Origin of the sequence: Limnofasciculus baicalensis BBK-W-15 (assembly GCF_024178385.1) — a bacterium.
Classification (GTDB): Bacteria; Cyanobacteriota; Cyanobacteriia; order Cyanobacteriales; family Coleofasciculaceae; genus Limnofasciculus; species Limnofasciculus baicalensis.
The window spans coordinates 1-17,494 of record NZ_JAMZMM010000016.1 but is presented as its reverse complement, the minus strand read 5'-3'; the positions used below and the strand labels follow the sequence as shown (position 1 = coordinate 17,494).

Genomic DNA, 17,494 nt, shown 5'->3' with positions numbered 1-17,494 from the left:
CGATTATAGTTCCCCATAATAGCGCATCATACACCAAGGGAAACTTATAGCTGGCATATTCGCGCAACTACCCATCACATTGATTTATACGACTTTCTCTCCCCTACTCCCTACTCCAAAAAACCCACTCCCCATTCCCCCTGATTGATTTCTTGAAGATAATTACCAGGAGCGAGAATACTCTGATTATCTGAAGTATTTTCAGTCATTTGCGGCAAATAGGCAATCGCACCTGTAAAATCTTGGACATTCAATCTATTGGATGCTCTGTGTAAAAGGCGATGGGCTGAAATCCGGTGTTTTTCTGTATATTCCTCTATTTTTTCCTGGGCTTTACTATATGCAGGTGTATCTTGAGGAATTTGTTTGAGATACTCCAATGCGCCTGTAAAATCACTTGTTGCTGCTCGACTATATGCTTGCTGTAATAAATACTTGGCTTTGATACTTTCCTTTTGGGTATACTCGGTAATTTTAGTTTGAACTTTGGGGTAAACCTTGGTTTGTGGCGGTATTTTTTTGAGGTAGTTTAAGGCGGTGGTGAAGTCTTTATCGATCGCCCGATTATAAGCTTCCTGTAATAGTTGATAAGCTTGTTTGTCCAGATTTGCTTGCGCTTCATTTGCCATGGGTGCTACTTTCTGCTCCCAGAAGGCAATATTGGGAATATGAGCGGCTAAATCTAGTACATCACTCCATTGATTTTGCTCGAATGCTATTTTAATCCCCTGGAATTGCATGTTAGCTTTTTGCCAATCTTCTCTCCACTCGCTAATAGTAGTTTGCGCTTCCTGATAAGTACCACTATCTGGAGCAATTGACTCTGCTAGTTTTACGGCATCCTGTAAATCTCCCTCCTGATATTTTTGATTCGCCTGTGCCAGAGTACCAAAGCCTCGATCTAATGGATTAGAATGAGAATTCATGAGTAAATATCCCCCTGCACCAAAGGCTATCGATGTGGCGATACAGGCGGCTTTGTTACTAATAAAATGATGTTTTGGTTGAGGTGAATTAGACGAGGTATTTATTGTTATCCCATTGATAGATTTATTCTTCTCTACTATTTTACCTGATTCAACTAATGATTTAAGATCTGCTAAAATATCAGTTACTGAGTGATAGCGATCGCGAAAATGATACCGCACCATCTGAGTGATAATAGCAGCAAAGTCTTCCGTCACTGTCGCCAGATGTTGCCAGATTAATTCTCCTGTTTCCGGATTTTCTTCTAGTTGTAGAGGATTGAATCCCGTCAGTGCCTGAATTGCGATCGCGCCCAGGGCATAAATATCACTACCGGGACGCAAAATTCCCCGCATTTGTTCGACGGGGATGTACCCTAATCTTCCCCTCCCTATTTTAGCTCTAATTTGCCCTTGAAAGGCGATAATCTCGGTCCGCATTTGATTCAAAATACTTAAGCCAGTTAACATTAACTTACCGTCTGATTTCCGTCTGATTAGTTTATCTGGCTGAATATTTCCATGAATTATGCCATGACTATGGACAAACTCTAGAATTGGTAAAACTTCTTCTAGGAGTGCAATAACTCGCTCTTGACTCCAGGGGCGATCCTGATATAATTCTTTTGTGAAGGTTTCCCCAACAATAAAATCTTGCACGAGATAAAGCCTTCCTTCAACTTCTAAGTAATCTATAAGTTGGGGAATTCGATCGTCTTCTCCTAGAGTTTTGAGAATTTGCGCTTCTCGCTTGAACAAATTTTTCACCGCTTGGATAAATTCCCCATCGTTACTGATAGGTTGAATTTCCTGGATGATCCGCTTGGGGAAACCCCCTCGATAGAGATCTTCCGCGATGTATACTTTCTCCCATCCTGTACTAATGAGAACTTCTGTTGCTTTATAGCGATTGTGCAATAATGATTGCGGGATGGATTCGGTGTTTGATGGTACGATAGACATACACTTTTTCCCCAATATTTGGTTATGGTGATGTCCCCTGGTATTGACTAAGAGGTGAGAGGCTAGAGGCTAGAGGCTTAAGAAATTTTGAGAATTTCCAGACATTGTTTATTTTATGAAAAAAATATATTTTCTTTCTACACTATTGTAGAATATTATGAGCGTTTTGACATCAGCATAAATGACTAGTGTTATAAAAGATGAATATACCCAATTCAATTACATTTTCGCGCTTACTAGGATTACCGTTTATTTTATACGGCTTGCATCACCCAACAGAGCAAATGCGCTGGATTTCTTTGGCAATATTTCTAGTGGCTGCGAGTACAGATTGGTTGGATGGTTATCTGGCACGGAAACTGAATCAAATTACAGAGTTAGGCAAATTTCTCGATCCTTTAGTTGATAAATTATTAGTATTAGGTCCACTTTTGGCGTTAATTGAGATGGGTGAAGTACCCGCTTGGGGCGTGTTTTTGATTTTGGGCAGAGAAATTGCGATCGCAGGTTGGCGAGTCAACCCAAATTTGACAACGGCAATCAGCGGTGCTAATTTCTGGGGTAAGCTGAAAACCGTTAGTCAAATAATTGCGATCGCACTTTTAATTGCCCCTTTATCTGAAATTTGGATTATCCCATCCTTAGTCGCTTTTTGGCTATCAGTTGCCCTGACTTTAATCTCTGGCGGGATTTATTTTTGGCCTCAACTTGTAGCTAGTATTTCATCATCAACGGAGAAATCAATATCCAATTGATCCCGCCCAGATGCCAGATAATCATTCTGGAAAGAATCCTGTAATCCGGATATTAGATCGTATTCTGGTTTCCAATTTAATTCTATCATCGCTTTATGGACATCAGCAAAGAAATGTTGCACCCGCATAGGGAAAGCTTTACGCTTACCGAAATCAAACTTTTTCGGATCGTAATGTACTATTTTTAGATCTTGGGCAGATTTACCAGCAGCGACTGCACAAGCCCGTGCCAATCCATCAAAAGTAACATAACGATCGCCCGATATATTATATACTTGTCCAATGGCTTGTTGATTGCCCAATACCTGAGACATCGCCATCGCCAAATCCTGCACATGACCGAATTGAGTAATGTTCATTCCGTTACCGGGAATGGGAATAGTGCGATCGCGAATTATGCGATCGAAAAACCACCCTTCCAACTCGTTGTAATTTTTAGGACCATATATATAAGTGGGGCGAATCGCAGTAAAAGGAATACCTTCTTTTGCTAAGTAAGCTTCTGTTTCATGCTTACCTTTGTGACGACTTTTCGGATCGACCAAATCCCCTTCCTGATGGGGCATTTGATCTGATTTTAAGTATACCCCAGCGGAACTCATATAAATAAAATGCTCTATTCTCCCCTTAAATATCTCTACCAATGGTTGAGTATCGCTCAATTCCCGACCATTATTATCAAAGATAGCATCAAACTCCTCACCCGATAACTTTTCCTTGAGTTGTGCGGGATCTGTGCGATCGCCCTTAATCTGTGTAATCCCCTCTACTGGTGCTGGTTTATTACCGCGATTGAATAATACCACATCATGACCTTGTTCTACCAGAATTTTCGTTAAATATACCCCGATAAACCGGGTTCCGCCCATAATTAAAATCCGCATGTTTTTCCTTTTCTTGTAATCTCATTCTGGATATTGTACAGTTTTTCGGTACATCAACTAAAGTTGCACTCCTTTAGCTTCAATTCTATTTCCCAGAAAGATCTCAACAGATTAAACTCCCATCAGCCACCCACCCATAACCCATCCGCTACCACACCCCACCCATAAACCATCAGCCACCAATAAATAAGCCATCCGCTGCCACAGCCCACCACTCTGACAAGAATTTCACTATTTATTTCAACGAATGCTTACGATTAACTATGTTGGCTCTTATCGCGATGCACAAGTTTCAGGTAGCGTCACCTTGGATGGGAAAAATTTGATTGCTAATTTGACTAGCTATGCGTCTTTAAATTCATCGAATAGTGGTTCGATAGAGATTGTCAGAAAGTAATCAAATAAATTTATTTAATTTGTTGCAGAATAATGCGCTGTTTTTTGCCAATTATTGGGGGATGGTGAAGGGTTATGTTTGGGTTGGGTTTTAGTGATGTTTTTTTACGCCAAGCTGTGTAAATGGTTTGGATGCCGTGTAGTTTCGGCTACTTATTCAAGTTTGGCTTGAGAGTCACCCCAACGCTCGTTTATTGACGGGCAACAAAGATGATTGAGGTTAACTTCAAGCCATTTCCAGATATATTCACTCTCTTGTGCTTCTCTTTCATTATCACTCTGGAGTGCTTCGATCCACTTGTCAGAGTATTCCTTAATTCGATTCTCATAAATCTGTTTGGTGTAATTATAGACTTCTTCTGCATTATTGGCATCTGCAAAGGCACGATCGATTTCCGAATCGCATTCAAAGAAAATATCAGGCGTTTCCAGAATAACGGTGAAATCAACGTCGTATCCAAAAAATGCACGACAGCCATGTTGCACTAGATCAAAACCTAGTTCTAGTGCCGTTTTGCAAGATAAAAAATGAATGATTTTACCGTCTGATTCTTCCCGATCGTAATTTCCTATCCTAAAAATAGGTGTACCTTGATCGCCAGTAAAAGTGTCTTCACTGCCATGTCCAACCCCTGTTATGTACTTGACATTTTGCTTTCTAGCTGCTGATGCTACATAATGACGACGGGCTAGCTTACCCTGACAGCGTTCGATATTAAAACCCTTTTCTCTAAGATAGGGGTATAGATGAATCTGACGGTAGTGAAAAGCTGCCACCGTTATCTCATCATAGTTAGAATCAATTGCTAGAACAACTGAACCCATCTCCACTGTTTGATGGTGAATTTCACTCATGGGTGATAGAAATGATTTCCTTTAAACGTCCTTTTTTGATTTCCTCAATAAGTTTCTGAATCACATATTGTTCTGCTTCAATCAAGGCTTGTCCTACAGGTGTTTGGGATTCAACTTCGGCAATTGCTCTTTCTTTATCTATCACTCCTGCTCCAACCATTGCCAATTTTACTTCTGGCTCCTGTCTAATTCTCTCTGCTGTGATTTGTGCCTTCTGAGTGTAGGTTAAACTTGAAAGGGGCACAGGCGAATCGTTCTTATGTTTGATAAACTCGCGCAGGGTAACCATTTCACCGCTAGAGGTAAAACTAATTGGTAGATTTAGTTGTTTATTAAAAGCTTTTGACATATTTACTTCCTGCCTCGAGAGGACAGCACCAAGATTAGGGTAGATGCGACATATAAGCCGATTGTCCTGCGCAGTTGACGGAGTTCACCTAGTTTTTGTGTCGGACTTGTGTCGGACTTATGTCGGACTTATGCTGCTGAAGAATGCTACAATCTAAGTAGCGTTCCCGAGATTAGCCATGTCGCGATCCCTCAAAGTCAACCCACAGTTAATCGAAAAAGTCAAATCAGCTCTCAAGCGAAATAGCTTTCCCAGTCAAATGGCTTTAGCAACAGAGTTGGGAATTAGTCGCGATACTGTCGTGAAATTTTTGAATGGCAAATCAGTCGATTATCTGAATTTTGTAGAAATTTGTAGAAAGTTGGGGTTAGATTGGCAAGCGATCGCACTTTTTCAGGATGCGAGAATAAAAGATCCTGCGAATATCCAGGATGTGAACTGTCCTAAAAATCAAGCGCGTATCGGAAATGAATTAGTAGGAAAAACAGTTGGTGGGCGCTACAAAATTATGAAACTTTTAGGCAAGAAAGAGTTCAGTGAAACATATTTGGCTGAACACGAGTATCTTCCCGATAAACCTCAGCGTATTATCAAGCAATATCGTAGCGAGTCTGGTGAGATTTCCAGACAGTTTATGAGGGAAGTACAAGTTTTGAGTCAGTTAGGAGATCATCCTCAAATACCCACTCTATTTGATAGTTTTGAGGAAGAGGGAAATTACTATTTAGTTGAGCAATTGATCGAGGGAGATACTTTAGCGAAAGAATTAGTAGAAGGTGAGGCGTGGCACGAGGATCGGGTTATTTCTATATTGCAGGATATTCTGGAAATATTAACGTTTGTCCATCGCTGTAATATCATCCACCGCCATATTAATCCTCACAATTTAATTCGACGTAACACAGACAAGAAGTTAGTATTAATTAACTTTGGATCTGTGAAACAACTTGCCACTCTACAGGAAAGAACTTTTAGTGGTGCTGATGCCTATATACCATCGGAACAGGCGATGGGTAGACCAAACTTATCTAGCGATATTTATGCTGTGGGTATCGTGGGTATTCAAGCTATTACAGGTTTACATCCTAATAAATTAGAAGGAGATGGAACCGAGATTACCTGGCGCGTTCAACTACAGGATAATTCAAAATTAGTAGAAGTTTTAAAGAAGATGGTCTGTTCTGAATATAGCCAGCGCTACCAATCAGCAGATGAAGCATTGCAAGCTTTGAAAATGTTTAGATCCGCCTAATTACATAAAATATATGACTCTAAATTCAGGAGATATCATAGTTCAGCGCTACCAAATTGACCGCTTATTGGAAAGGGGAGGATTTAGTCAGACATATTTAGCTATAGATCTAAATTTTCCTAGTAACCGTTTGTGCCTTGTTAAGGAAATCAAGCCTCTTTCTAACGAGCCAGTTGTATTAGAGGAAGTGGAAAAGCGTTTTCAGATAGAAGCAGATATTTTGGCTCGTCTAGATCAGCACGATCGCATCCCAAAGTTGTTTGCATATTTTAAAGAAAATGGTAATTTCTACTTAGTTCAAGAGTACATTGAAGGCAACGAGTTGAGCCAGGAACTAAGACTAGGCAAGCAGTTGAGCGAAGATGAGGTTATTAACTTGTTAACAGATATCTTAGGAGTGGTAAATTTTATCCATCGGAAGCATATAATTCACCGCGATATCAAACCAGCAAATTTACTCAGACGAAAGCAAGATGGCAAAATTGTTCTGATTGATTTTGGTTCTGTCAAAGAAATCATTAATTTAGCTAGGACTAATACTGATTCCGTAAAATTGACAAAGAGCTTTGGTACAATAGGTTATACTCCCATTGAACAAGTTTTTGGTAAGCCAAAGTTTAGTAGTGATATCTATGCAGTGGGAATAATTGGCATCCAATCTCTGACTGGGTTAGATCCCGCAAATCAACTCCAAACAGATGAAGATGGAGAAATATTATGGAGACATTTTGCATCTAATATCAATCCAATGCTAGCAAATATTCTAGATAAAATGGTGCGCCAAGACTTTAAGCACCGCTATCAGTCAGTAGCTGAGGTTTTGCAAGATATTAAAAGTTTAATCAAACCATCCGATCGATCGGCGGCGGAAGTTATTCAGGATTTGCAGGATAATGGTAACTGGGGAGAAAATTATCTCTTACCTCCTACCTCTTACCCCTTACCTACGAAGAAAGTTACGTCTTATACCCAAACAAATAAACTATATCCTTCGATCAGAAAGACATCACTAAATTGGCAAGTTATCGATACTTTAAACGGTCATTCTGGTTCAGTGGAATCGGTTGCTATTAGTCCAGATGGAGAAATATTAGCTAGTGCTAGTCACGATCGAACAATTAAATTGTGGCATTTGCCAGATAGACGAGAAATATGTACTCTAAATGGTCATAATGACAGGGTTTCTGCTGTTGTTTTTAGTCCGGACGGAAAAGTTATTGCGAGTGGGAGTTATGACCAAAATATTAAATTATGGCAGGTAGAAAAAGAAGAAGAAATTTATACTATAAAAGGTACTGTAAAATGTATTACTTGTTTGGCAATTAGTCCAGATGGAGAAATTTTGGTAAGTGGTAGTAGCGAGGGCACAATTAAACTGTGGCACTTCAAAAACGGTAAAGAATTGGGCACAATTAAGGCACATAATGAACATATAAATGCGATCGCGATCTCGACAGATGGAAAAATATTTGCTAGTGTCAGTGGGGATGGAAAAGTTAAACTTTGGGACTTTCAGACAGGAGAAAAACTTAAGACTTTTGGTGACGGATTATTGCGGATGAACTTTTTTTGTTCAGTTGCTTTTAGTCCAGAAGGAAAAATATTAGTGAAGGGAAGAGTTGATGGTACAATCCATTTGTGGGATTTGGCACAGAAACGGGAATTAGGTATGCTTAACGGGCATAAATATAAGGTGCGTACTCTTGCATTCAATCCCGATGGGGAAACCTTTGCTAGTGGCAGCAGCGATCGGACGATTAAGATTTGGCAAGTAGGAAATAGGGAATCTATTGCGACTCTTACAGATCATTTAAAGGAGGTTTATACCCTTGCTTTCACTTCGGATGGACAGATGTTAGTTAGTGGGAGTATGGATAAAACGATTAAGATTTGGGGGCGGCGATCGCCAAGGTGAGACTGATATTATCTTCAATAACATCTTTACACCCAGAAGTCGGGTATAGCAACCGCCACAGCGGTTAGGACAAGGGGATGGCAGCCCCTTGTTAAAATTTGGTAGCTGAGAATGCCTTAACCGACGAAAGCGACTGCTATAACTTCTATGAAATCCGACTTCTTCACCCCTACTTAATCCCCACAACCTCACCACTAACTTTGTACACGCAGCATTAAACTCACCGTATTACTAGCATGTTTATGACTAGCAGATTGAGGCACTTGCCAAGTTAAAAGCGATTTTTTAATCATCTCAATAACTTTCTTTTCACCAATAGTTGTCGCATTTTCATCTAACAGCACTTGTCTCACGCGCCCCTTCTTGATAATTAACTCAAACACAATCTCCCCACTCAATCCAGATGGCAAATGTAACCTCTGTAAGTGTTGCGTCAGATTCCCTATTGCTGCTCCATCTAATCCAGTGGCGCTAACAACTTGTAAAGGATGATTATTTGTACCTGGTGTTTGGACAAATGATTCTGCTTCCATTAAACAATCTATCTCAGAATCATTAACCTTACCACCAAATAAATTACTTGAAAATCCACTTTTAGCCACTTTAGATGATGACAATGTAATCCCACGCGCTCTTTCTTCCATAACATAGTTAACATCTGCCACAGCGGATCTCATCATGGCTTGCGGTGCTGGGGCAGCCGGAATATTTCCTCCATAAATTCCTTCATAGCTAACTCCTTCTGCCATTTCTATTGGCACTGCCATTGAGATAGAATTACCTTCGGGATCTACTCTTACTTCATCACTCACTGCGACAAAAGCGGTGTATTGAGATAGTAGTTGATAAGTTAATCCTGTCTCCGTAACTGCCTCTACTATTCCTTTTGTTTCGTAGCGGAACATTTGATTCATTAAGTCTTTAATCCGCATCCTTCCCCAGAGTTGGGCGATTGCAGGATTCCCCGTTTCTTCAAAGTTGAGGTTAAATGTCTGTTCATACCGATATCCACCTGCGGCAATACCAGTAATATGTAAATCACCCGCAATCCGATCTTGTTTTCGTCCAAACAAAACTAAAGGTTGTTCCGCAAATAAATCAGGTGCAATAGATGGATAAGTAACGGGTATTTCTCCCGTACCATTCCAGTTAATTTGGATATTTGTTAGCACCGGATTATTAATTTGACGGAAGAATTCATTAGCAACTTGCTCTGTAGGTTCATCGTGACGGATAATCCGAGATGTTCCCCGTCCAATTTCAGCAATGCGATTGAGTAAAAAGCGATTTGTTGAACTACCAACCCCAAAACTATAAAGGCGATTTCCCGGTTTTAAATGCTCCTGTACTTCTGCCAGAATTTCATTTTCATTGCCAATATAACCATCAGTCAGCAAGACAATACTCCGCAGCCTTCCCTCTACTGCTTCTGGGAAATTTAACACCGCCCGAATTCCATTCAGTAAATAAGTACCGCCATTGGCTTGTAACCGATTAATGTAGTCGATGGCTTTGGTGCGGTTTTCCGGTGTATTTGGTAATGGTTTGCCAGATAACTGAGTGGTAATATCAGAAAAATCGATAATTGTAAAAGTGTCATCGGGATTCAAGCCATTGATAAATCGCCGCATCAATTCCTGACATTTCCGCAGGGGATCTCCTTGTTGGGAACCGGAGGTATCCATCAGAAATACCACATCTTTCGGGACAATTTCATTAGCGCGGTATGCCAACGCTGGGATAAAATAAATGGCGAAATGTCCGCCCCGTTCATCGGATTGAGTTAGGATAGTGGCAGAAGTGCGATCGCAAGCTACTCGATATCGTAAAATTAAATCTTTATTGGGAATTGTATCTTCGTTCCCCAATTTCACCCGGACAATTTGCCCTTCATGTTCAATCCGTAGCTGATGAGAAGTCGAACGAATATCAGAAATAGGCAAACCTCCATCAATTTCTACCGTCACGCCAATATCATGTCCGGAACGAGTAGCTGGAGGTATAATAGGAGGAGTAATTCTGGACGCATCAGGAACTAAATCCGTATCGCCACTACTATCAATAGGAATACCAGGAATAAAACGAGGTCCAACTACCATTGGGAAGACAAATTCATAGTCGCCCCCTGCAAATTTTAAACTATCGGTGTAGCGAATAGTGACATCAATTTGTTCCCCCGGCTGAATATTAGCCAAAGATTGAGTAAAAATATTATCCCTTTCTTGCTCTAACAAGCCAGCGGTACGCCCTTGTCGTTTTGCTTGTTCGTAAATAGCCTGTGCTTCTTCCCGTTTTTTAATGTTACCTTTGATTACGCGATCGCCGATTTTAATTTCCATATTATCTACGGCGGCTTCATCTGGCAACGGGAAAACATAAATTGCTTCTAATGCTTCCGTGAAAGGATTCTCAAATGTCTGGGTTACCTCCACCCGCGACAGGTTACCAGCAATTTTTGCCTCAACTTCGGTATGTTTGAGGGGAAAGGCTAGTTGTTTTTCCCCTGTTTTAACATATAAACCGCCAATGGATGGGTTGGGATCTGTAGGTGTATGTGTAGGCATAGGAGTTTCCCTCACAGGATGCGAGTCTCTATGGTAGCGTCAAATTTGGGGAATGGGGAGTAGGGAGTAGGGAGTAGGGAGTGGGGAGTAGGGAGTAGGGAATTAACCAACAACAAATAACAAACAACAAACAACAATTAACCAACAACAATTAACCAACAACAAACAACAAACAACAATTAACTCTCACATTCACTATCAATCTCGATATCCAGCGTATCTTCATCCACCCGCACAAATAAGACATTGGGCTGACAGCAAACTTGACAATCTTCTACATAAGATTGTTGGAAACCTGCGCTGATATCAACAAAGGTTACATTCGATTCGCCGCAGTAGGCGCAGGTGTATTCCGCTGTGTTTTCCATTAAACTAAATTTCTCGATCAATTACTAATCATTGCACTGACAAAATGGGGAGAACAAAACCAAAAGTCCACACTATTTCAACTAATGCTCTTAAATTTTAACTCCTAACACCGTTGGCGTAGCCGCCCTGAAAGGGCTACTCCTAACACCGAACTCAGGTAAATAGGCTATCAGCCCGATAGCCATGGGCGTACATAGACGAGATTGGCGCATACTAACTCAACCGATCGGATTATTAAAACGTACACTTTATGCAATACCAATTATGGCTTTCATCTTTACAGTAATAGCACCCATTCCACCAAATACAAGCATCGTAATCAGCAATAAAACGGTCAGAATTTAGCAAATTAGCTATTTCATCTTTTCTATCTGCTAAAGGGTTACTTGCTTCTAAATCCAGTGTCTTCTGTAACTCATCAGGAACCCGTTCCAATTGATTATTTTTCTTCACGATTAAACCCTGTGCGATTGCTTTACTTATTCTGGAGCCTCTAACAGATACGAAAAAGTCCCCAGTTTATAATTTATTATTTTCACTTTATCAAGCTTTTGCGATCGCAGTTCAAAAACGCAATATTTCTTTGTAATTAGACGTAAACAAACTTAACACAAAGAAACCCGACTTCTCCAAGAAGTCGGGTTTCTTTAACTATATTGCTCCCTACTCAACCCACAGGTTCGAGCAAAAATTCCTGGGATATACTCGATAAAACCTTCACCTCACCATCATCATTAACATCAATAATTGCTGTCTCACCTTCCTTAATATTGCCTGATAACATAGCTTCAGCCAAGCTATCTTCTAGCAAACGCATAATTGCTCTTCGTAAAGGTCTCGCGCCATAACTGGGGTCATAGCCTTCTGCAATTATACGTTCTTTAAAGCGTTCCGTCACCTCTAAAGCTATACCTTTTTCGAGCAAGCGCATCGATACTTCTCGCAAGAGAATATCAGCAATTTGCTTGATTTCATCTTTGACAAGTTGACGGAAGACAATAATATCATCAAGGCGATTGAGGAATTCAGGGCGGAAATATTGCTTTAGTTCTTCATTCACAAGATTGCGAATATAATTGTACCGAGATTCAGCTAGATCTTCATCTGACTGAAACCCGAAACCACTGCCACCTTTTTCGATAGCTTTGGAACCGATATTTGATGTCATAATAATCAGCGTGTTCTTGAAGTCCACAGCTCGACCTTTAGCATCAGTCAAATTACCCTCATCTAACAGTTGCAAGAGAACATTAAACACATCGGGGTGAGCTTTTTCGATTTCATCAAACAATACCACACTGTATGGTTTCCGTCGTACCGCTTCAGTTAATTGACCGCCTTCATCATAACCGACAAATCCAGGAGGAGAACCAATTAGTTTAGATACAGTATGAGGTTCCATAAACTCAGACATATCCAACCGAATCATCGCATCTTCCGCACCGAACATATAAGCAGCCAAAGCCTTAGTTAATTCTGTTTTACCGACACCAGTTGGACCAGAGAAGATAAAGCTAGCAATGGGTCGATTGGGGTCTTGCAAGCCAACTCTTGCACGCCGAATTGCCTTGGAAACAGCAGTAACCGCTTCATTTTGACCGATTAGTCGCTGATGCAAAGTTTCTTCAAGATGCAGGAGCATAGCCGATTCTGATTCAGTTAATTTATTAACAGGTATTCCCATCCAAGACGAGACAATTTGGGCAATATCTTCTTCATCAACAATGGGTTGGATGGTTGGAGTTTCTGAATTATTGGTAATTACGTTCAGTTTGGCTTCTAGTTTTAATTCGCGATCGCGTAATTCTGAGGCTTTCTCAAAATCTTGAATTCGCACTACGGCTTCTTTTTCTTTGGTTACCTGACGCAATTCCTTTTTCAGTTCTTTCGTCCCGGGGGATATTTTAGAATACATTAAATGGACGCGACTTCCGGCTTCATCAATTAAATCGATTGCTTTGTCAGGTAAGAACCGATCTGAAATATAACGGTGAGAGAGTTTAGCCGCAGCTTCGATAGCTAAATCGGAGATTTGAACCTTGTGGTATTGCTCGTAAGTATCTCGCAAACCGTAGAGAATGGAAATAGTTTCCTCAACAGAAGGTTCCCCTACCATCACAGGTTGGAAACGACGTTCTAATGCTGCATCCCGTTCAATATATTTACGGTATTCATCCAAAGTTGTCGCTCCCAAACACTGCAATTCCCCCCGTGCCAGGGCAGGTTTAAGCATATTTGCCGCATCCATACTCCCTTGAGTTGCCCCTGCACCAACCAAAGTGTGAATTTCATCAATTGCCAGGATAATATTGCCAGATTGACGGACTTCCTGTACAACTTGCTTGAGTCGTTCTTCAAATTCGCCTCGGAAGCGAGTACCTGCTAGTAACGCTGCCATATCTAGGCTAATTACCTGCTTATCTGCTAAAATATCTGGGATATTTTTATCAGCAATACGTTGAGCCAAACCTTCCGCGATCGCAGTTTTGCCAACTCCCGGTTCTCCTAGTAACAGAGGGTTATTTTTAGTGCGACGACCTAAAATCTGAATCACCCGTTCGATTTCCTTAACTCTACCCACAACTGGGTCCAGTTTACCTTCAGCAGCTAGTCGAGTTAGATTAGTGCCAAACTCCTCTAAAGTTGCTGTGCTTGAATTTCTTCCCATTCCCGGAGAACCCGATCCCCGACTTGTACCCGCCGCCACAACTTCTCCGATAGACTGAATCAGCTTAATCCGGGCATCTTCGGGATCGACACCCAAGTTTTGTAGCACTTTACCCGCTACACTATCTTTGTCCTGAAGGATTGCCAGCAATAAATGTTCTGGTCCAATATAGTTGTTGGCGAGTTGACGCGCTTCTTGGAAGGCTTGCTCAAACAGGCGCTTGGCTTTCGGGGTGAAGGGAATTTCTATTGGCACTGCGCCGGAACCCCTGCCGATAATTTGGGCAACTAATTTCCTTGTCGGCTCCAGGGTAATACCTAACTCTTTAAGCACAATTGCCGCTATACTAGTCCCTTCGCCAATCAACCCCAATAAAATCTGCTCGGTTCCCACAAGGTTGTGTCCCAACCGACGTGCTTCTTCCTGAGCGAGCATGATGGCTTTGATAGCTCTGTCTGTAAAATGTTCAAACATGGTCTGTTGTCCTTTCCGAGCAGTTTAAGAGGGGCGGGCGAATGTGTAAACTTTTATGTATCTTATCTTAACAATTTACTGCTCTATGATGCTTTTTATCAGTGGGCAGAACCGTCATAGTTAGGGGTAGTTGCCGTCTAGCTGGAAAAATAGCTCAGAAAAAGGGGTAAGAGATAACGCAAAATAACTTAACCTCTCACCTCTCACCTCTCACCTTTTATCTTATACAACAATAGGGAGGGAATGATAAATATAATGACTCGCCATTTCAGGAATGCTGAACAATATCCCAAGTCACCATGTCAAAATTTCCTCGCTTAAAGCAGCAGATTGATGAACTACTCGGAATCCAAACAAATCTGCAAGCCTTTTTCGATCTTACTCCAGATCTTTTCGCTGTCCTCGATCCAAACGGGAGTTTTCAGATACTAAGTCAAAATTGGCAGGAAATTTTGGGATTGTCAATTGCCGAGAGGGAATCCCGTTGTTGGACTGAATTTATCCATCCTGATGATATTAATTCCTCTCAGACTTGTTTCCGCTGGCTTTGCCTTCAGCCTTCCGGTTGTAAAGGAATCACAATAGAAAATCGCTTTCGCACTCAAAATAACAGCTACCGTTGGTTATCTTGGCATTTTTCACGAGGGGAAGACGAACGGCTATTTGCAGTTGTCAGAGATATTAGTGAATCTCAGAATCGAGAACAACTAGCTCCTGTTGTAGATTCAGAAACTGAGGTAGAGAAAGTTACCTTTTTAAATAGAACTTATCCTGACTGGGAAAGAATCCTAGAAAGCGAGAAGCAAGAGCGAATTAAAGCCCAAATTAGCGATTCTCGTTTCCGAGATTTAGTTAACGATCTCAGTGACGCAATTGTTTGGGAATGCGAACCAAACTCTTTAAAATTTACTTTCGTTAGTCGCAGTGCAGAGCGGATCTTAGGTTACCCTCTAGAGCAGTGGCAGCGTCGTCCAGATTTTTGGATAAATCTAATTCATCCAGATGATAGAGATTGGGTGACAGCTTTCTGTCGAGAAGAAGTAAAGCAGGGTAGAGATCACGAATTTGAGTATCGATGTCTCACCCTTGATGGACGAATTATCTGGCTGAGAGATCGGGTTTCTCTTGTGTGCGATTCTTTGGGTAATTTGCAAAGTCTGCGGGGTTTGATGGTTAATATTACCGATCGCAAAGAGGCTGAAACAGAGAAAGAGCATATTTTGGAACAGGAAAGGGCAAATAACCGTGCTAAAGATGAGTTTATGGCAACAGTATCTCACGAACTCCGTACTCCCTTGACAAATATTAGAATGGCAATCCAAATGCTGAAGGTAGTCAAGGAACCCGAAATGCGCGATCGCTATACAGAGATTATGTTGACAGAATGTACGCGAGAAATTAACTTGGTCAACACTCTCTTGGAATTCCAAAAACTCGAAGCAGGAGAGGTGACAGTAGCATCTGCTCCGTTGCAATTAGAAACCTGGTTACCTTCTATTATTGAACCTTTTTTACCTAGAATTAATGCTCAAAAACAGAATCTAAAGATAGATTTATATGCCGATCTTCCTATTTTAATATTGGACGGAGCTTCCTTGGAGCGAATTGTAGTTGAATTACTCAATAATGCTTGTAAATACACCCCATCAGGCGGTGAAATTACTCTGACTGCTTACCCCCTAAATCAAGCGGATAATTTAGAATCTGTGGAACTGATTATTAGCAATTCTGGTGTTGAGATTCCCACCGATGAGCTAAGTCGTATTTTTGATAAGTTTTACCGAGTGCCCAGTCACGATCCTTGGAAGATAGGGGGTACTGGTTTAGGACTAGCTTTAGTTGCTAAACTTGTCGAGCTAATTGGGGGAACAATTCGTGCAGAAAGCCAGATTAATTTAGTTAAATTTATAATTAATATCCCAGTTCTTAATAACAGAATTTTAGCAGTTTAGAAGTTCAAAAGAAACCCGGTTTCTTGAAAAAACCGGGTTTCTGGGAGTTACTTAATGGAACTGAAAACTCCTATAAACTCCTGTTAGCTATTCCACTCAATTGCAAGACTTTTGCTTGTGGAACTGCCATTCTTCGATCCCTTAATATACTCACTATCTTGGCATCGGTTTTAGCTGTATCCGGATCGAGAAAATAGCCAATATCTTCTCGCGGAACACCAAAGGTTCCTTCTCCTCCCCATTTGAGTACCGCCCACTGAATCAGAGGATTAAAAATACCATGATCCCACTCAAACGCGACATGGCGATTTAAGCTAGTTTTGCTCTCAATTAATTCCCGGTACTGGATTATTTTCGATGAATCAAGATTGCCAGCCATCACATTTTTGTACTCGGCAAACTCTTTGGCATCCTGTTCCGCTGTTTCAGGATAGACAAAGTAGGCAATATCCCGTCGTGGTGCTAAAGCCTGTGGGCCTCCACACTTCTCACCGACACCTGCACATTCCACCACCAACCAGCTAATCATTGGTTTGCCGATTGTATGATCCCATTCTAATGCTACATACTGCATAAATGCACCCTTTTAGATTCGATTGAATTGATTATAGCCGATCGCTTCGCTTTCTGGGATCGATAACTCGAAGGCTGACAAAACAAGTTTTCTGAGATCGCACTTTAGCTAATCCAGGATTTACGCCAACCCTCTATCTGTAGCGTGTATTAGGCGTTTCTAACGGACTATCCACACTATTAGTAGTCTGGCGATCTGAGTTCTGTAATCGCATTGAGCAAAAGCGACACAGTTAATAATCACCAATTTTGTGGCAGAGGGATTGAGGGGGATCACCCCTCTTTTTTAAATAATTAATCTAGTTGAATTCACGGAGAACCCAAACTAAATCATATAAAACAGAAATCAATACTGTTGGATTCACGGAGAAGCTAGACAAAACTATAGAAATATTGAAGAAAGTTAATACTTATTGAAAATTCTTAATTTTTAGGGTTCTTCCGATATTGGGGCAGGGCTGTTTCATTCTCAAAATTTGCTCAACCTAGAAAGCAGACTGACAGGGATTTTCAGGTGATAAATTCTAGTCAAAGAAAATTAGGGATTAATTATTACTAAA

14 protein-coding genes are annotated in these 17,494 nt (G+C 40.9%); 5 read left to right on the top strand and 9 right to left on the bottom strand.

Features of this window, described 5'->3' with window-relative positions:
* Nucleotides 1–110: 110 nt before the first annotated feature.
* Nucleotides 111–1,928, bottom strand: coding sequence for a serine/threonine protein kinase (locus NJ959_RS03180; RefSeq protein WP_254010298.1), 1,818 nt, complete (start codon nucleotides 1,926–1,928; stop codon nucleotides 111–113).
* A gap of 200 nt (nucleotides 1,929–2,128) precedes the next feature.
* Here NJ959_RS03180 and pgsA point away from each other — a divergent pair, with 200 nt between their 5' ends.
* Complete coding sequence (gene pgsA / locus NJ959_RS03175; protein WP_254010297.1) at nucleotides 2,129–2,683, top strand: CDP-diacylglycerol--glycerol-3-phosphate 3-phosphatidyltransferase; 555 nt, start codon at nucleotides 2,129–2,131, stop codon at nucleotides 2,681–2,683.
* On the opposite strand, the gene NJ959_RS03170 is transcribed toward pgsA, so the two are convergent.
* Nucleotides 2,632–3,567: an NAD-dependent epimerase/dehydratase family protein gene (locus NJ959_RS03170; RefSeq protein ID WP_254010296.1), complete on the bottom strand. Its 936-nt coding sequence runs from the start codon at nucleotides 3,565–3,567 to the stop codon at nucleotides 2,632–2,634. The two genes, pgsA and NJ959_RS03170, sit on opposite strands and share 52 nt — an antisense overlap.
* Nucleotides 3,568–3,814: 247 nt before the next feature.
* Between NJ959_RS03170 and NJ959_RS03165 the strand changes: the two genes are divergently transcribed.
* Nucleotides 3,815–3,964, top strand: a complete 150-nt coding sequence (locus NJ959_RS03165; protein WP_254010295.1) for a hypothetical protein — start codon at nucleotides 3,815–3,817, stop codon at nucleotides 3,962–3,964.
* 152 nt (nucleotides 3,965–4,116) lie between these two features.
* On the opposite strand, the gene NJ959_RS03160 is transcribed toward NJ959_RS03165, so the two are convergent.
* Both NJ959_RS03160 and NJ959_RS03155 read right to left on the bottom strand, forming a co-directional pair.
* Nucleotides 4,117–4,818, bottom strand: a complete 702-nt coding sequence (locus NJ959_RS03160) for a hypothetical protein (RefSeq protein WP_254010294.1) — start codon at nucleotides 4,816–4,818, stop codon at nucleotides 4,117–4,119.
* On the bottom strand, nucleotides 4,811–5,167 hold the full coding sequence (locus NJ959_RS03155) for a hypothetical protein (protein WP_254010293.1): 357 nt from the start codon (nucleotides 5,165–5,167) through the stop codon (nucleotides 4,811–4,813). Before NJ959_RS03155 ends, NJ959_RS03160 begins: the two co-directional genes overlap by 8 nt.
* Before the next feature lie 178 nt (nucleotides 5,168–5,345).
* Between NJ959_RS03155 and NJ959_RS03150 the strand changes: the two genes are divergently transcribed.
* Nucleotides 5,346–6,419: a serine/threonine protein kinase gene (locus NJ959_RS03150; RefSeq protein WP_254010292.1), complete on the top strand. Its 1,074-nt coding sequence runs from the start codon at nucleotides 5,346–5,348 to the stop codon at nucleotides 6,417–6,419.
* Between the two features lie 13 nt (nucleotides 6,420–6,432).
* A complete protein-coding gene (locus tag NJ959_RS03145) occupies nucleotides 6,433–8,334 on the top strand; it encodes a serine/threonine-protein kinase (RefSeq protein WP_254010291.1) in 1,902 nt (633 codons plus the stop codon).
* A gap of 194 nt (nucleotides 8,335–8,528) precedes the next feature.
* On the opposite strand, the gene NJ959_RS03140 is transcribed toward NJ959_RS03145, so the two are convergent.
* From NJ959_RS03140 to NJ959_RS03125, 4 genes are all read right to left on the bottom strand, one after another.
* Nucleotides 8,529–10,898 (bottom strand): VIT domain-containing protein, encoded by a 2,370-nt coding sequence (locus NJ959_RS03140; RefSeq protein WP_254010290.1) that lies wholly within the window; start codon nucleotides 10,896–10,898, stop codon nucleotides 8,529–8,531.
* A gap of 179 nt (nucleotides 10,899–11,077) precedes the next feature.
* The gene (locus NJ959_RS03135; protein WP_254010289.1) at nucleotides 11,078–11,266 is read right to left on the bottom strand and encodes a CPXCG motif-containing cysteine-rich protein; all 189 of its coding nucleotides are present in this window, start codon (nucleotides 11,264–11,266) and stop codon (nucleotides 11,078–11,080) included.
* Between the two features lie 235 nt (nucleotides 11,267–11,501).
* Nucleotides 11,502–11,702, bottom strand: coding sequence for a hypothetical protein (locus tag NJ959_RS03130; protein WP_254010288.1), 201 nt, complete (start codon nucleotides 11,700–11,702; stop codon nucleotides 11,502–11,504).
* A 232-nt stretch (nucleotides 11,703–11,934) separates the two neighbouring features.
* Entirely contained in the window at nucleotides 11,935–14,409 is a 2,475-nt protein-coding gene (locus NJ959_RS03125; RefSeq protein WP_254010287.1) for an ATP-dependent Clp protease ATP-binding subunit, read from the bottom strand.
* Between the two features lie 299 nt (nucleotides 14,410–14,708).
* Here NJ959_RS03125 and NJ959_RS03120 point away from each other — a divergent pair, with 299 nt between their 5' ends.
* On the top strand, nucleotides 14,709–16,361 hold the full coding sequence (locus NJ959_RS03120) for a sensor histidine kinase (protein WP_254010286.1): 1,653 nt from the start codon (nucleotides 14,709–14,711) through the stop codon (nucleotides 16,359–16,361).
* 70 nt (nucleotides 16,362–16,431) lie between these two features.
* On the opposite strand, the gene NJ959_RS03115 is transcribed toward NJ959_RS03120, so the two are convergent.
* On the bottom strand, nucleotides 16,432–16,935 hold the full coding sequence (locus NJ959_RS03115) for a hypothetical protein (protein WP_254010285.1): 504 nt from the start codon (nucleotides 16,933–16,935) through the stop codon (nucleotides 16,432–16,434).
* Nucleotides 16,936–17,494 lie beyond the last annotated feature (559 nt).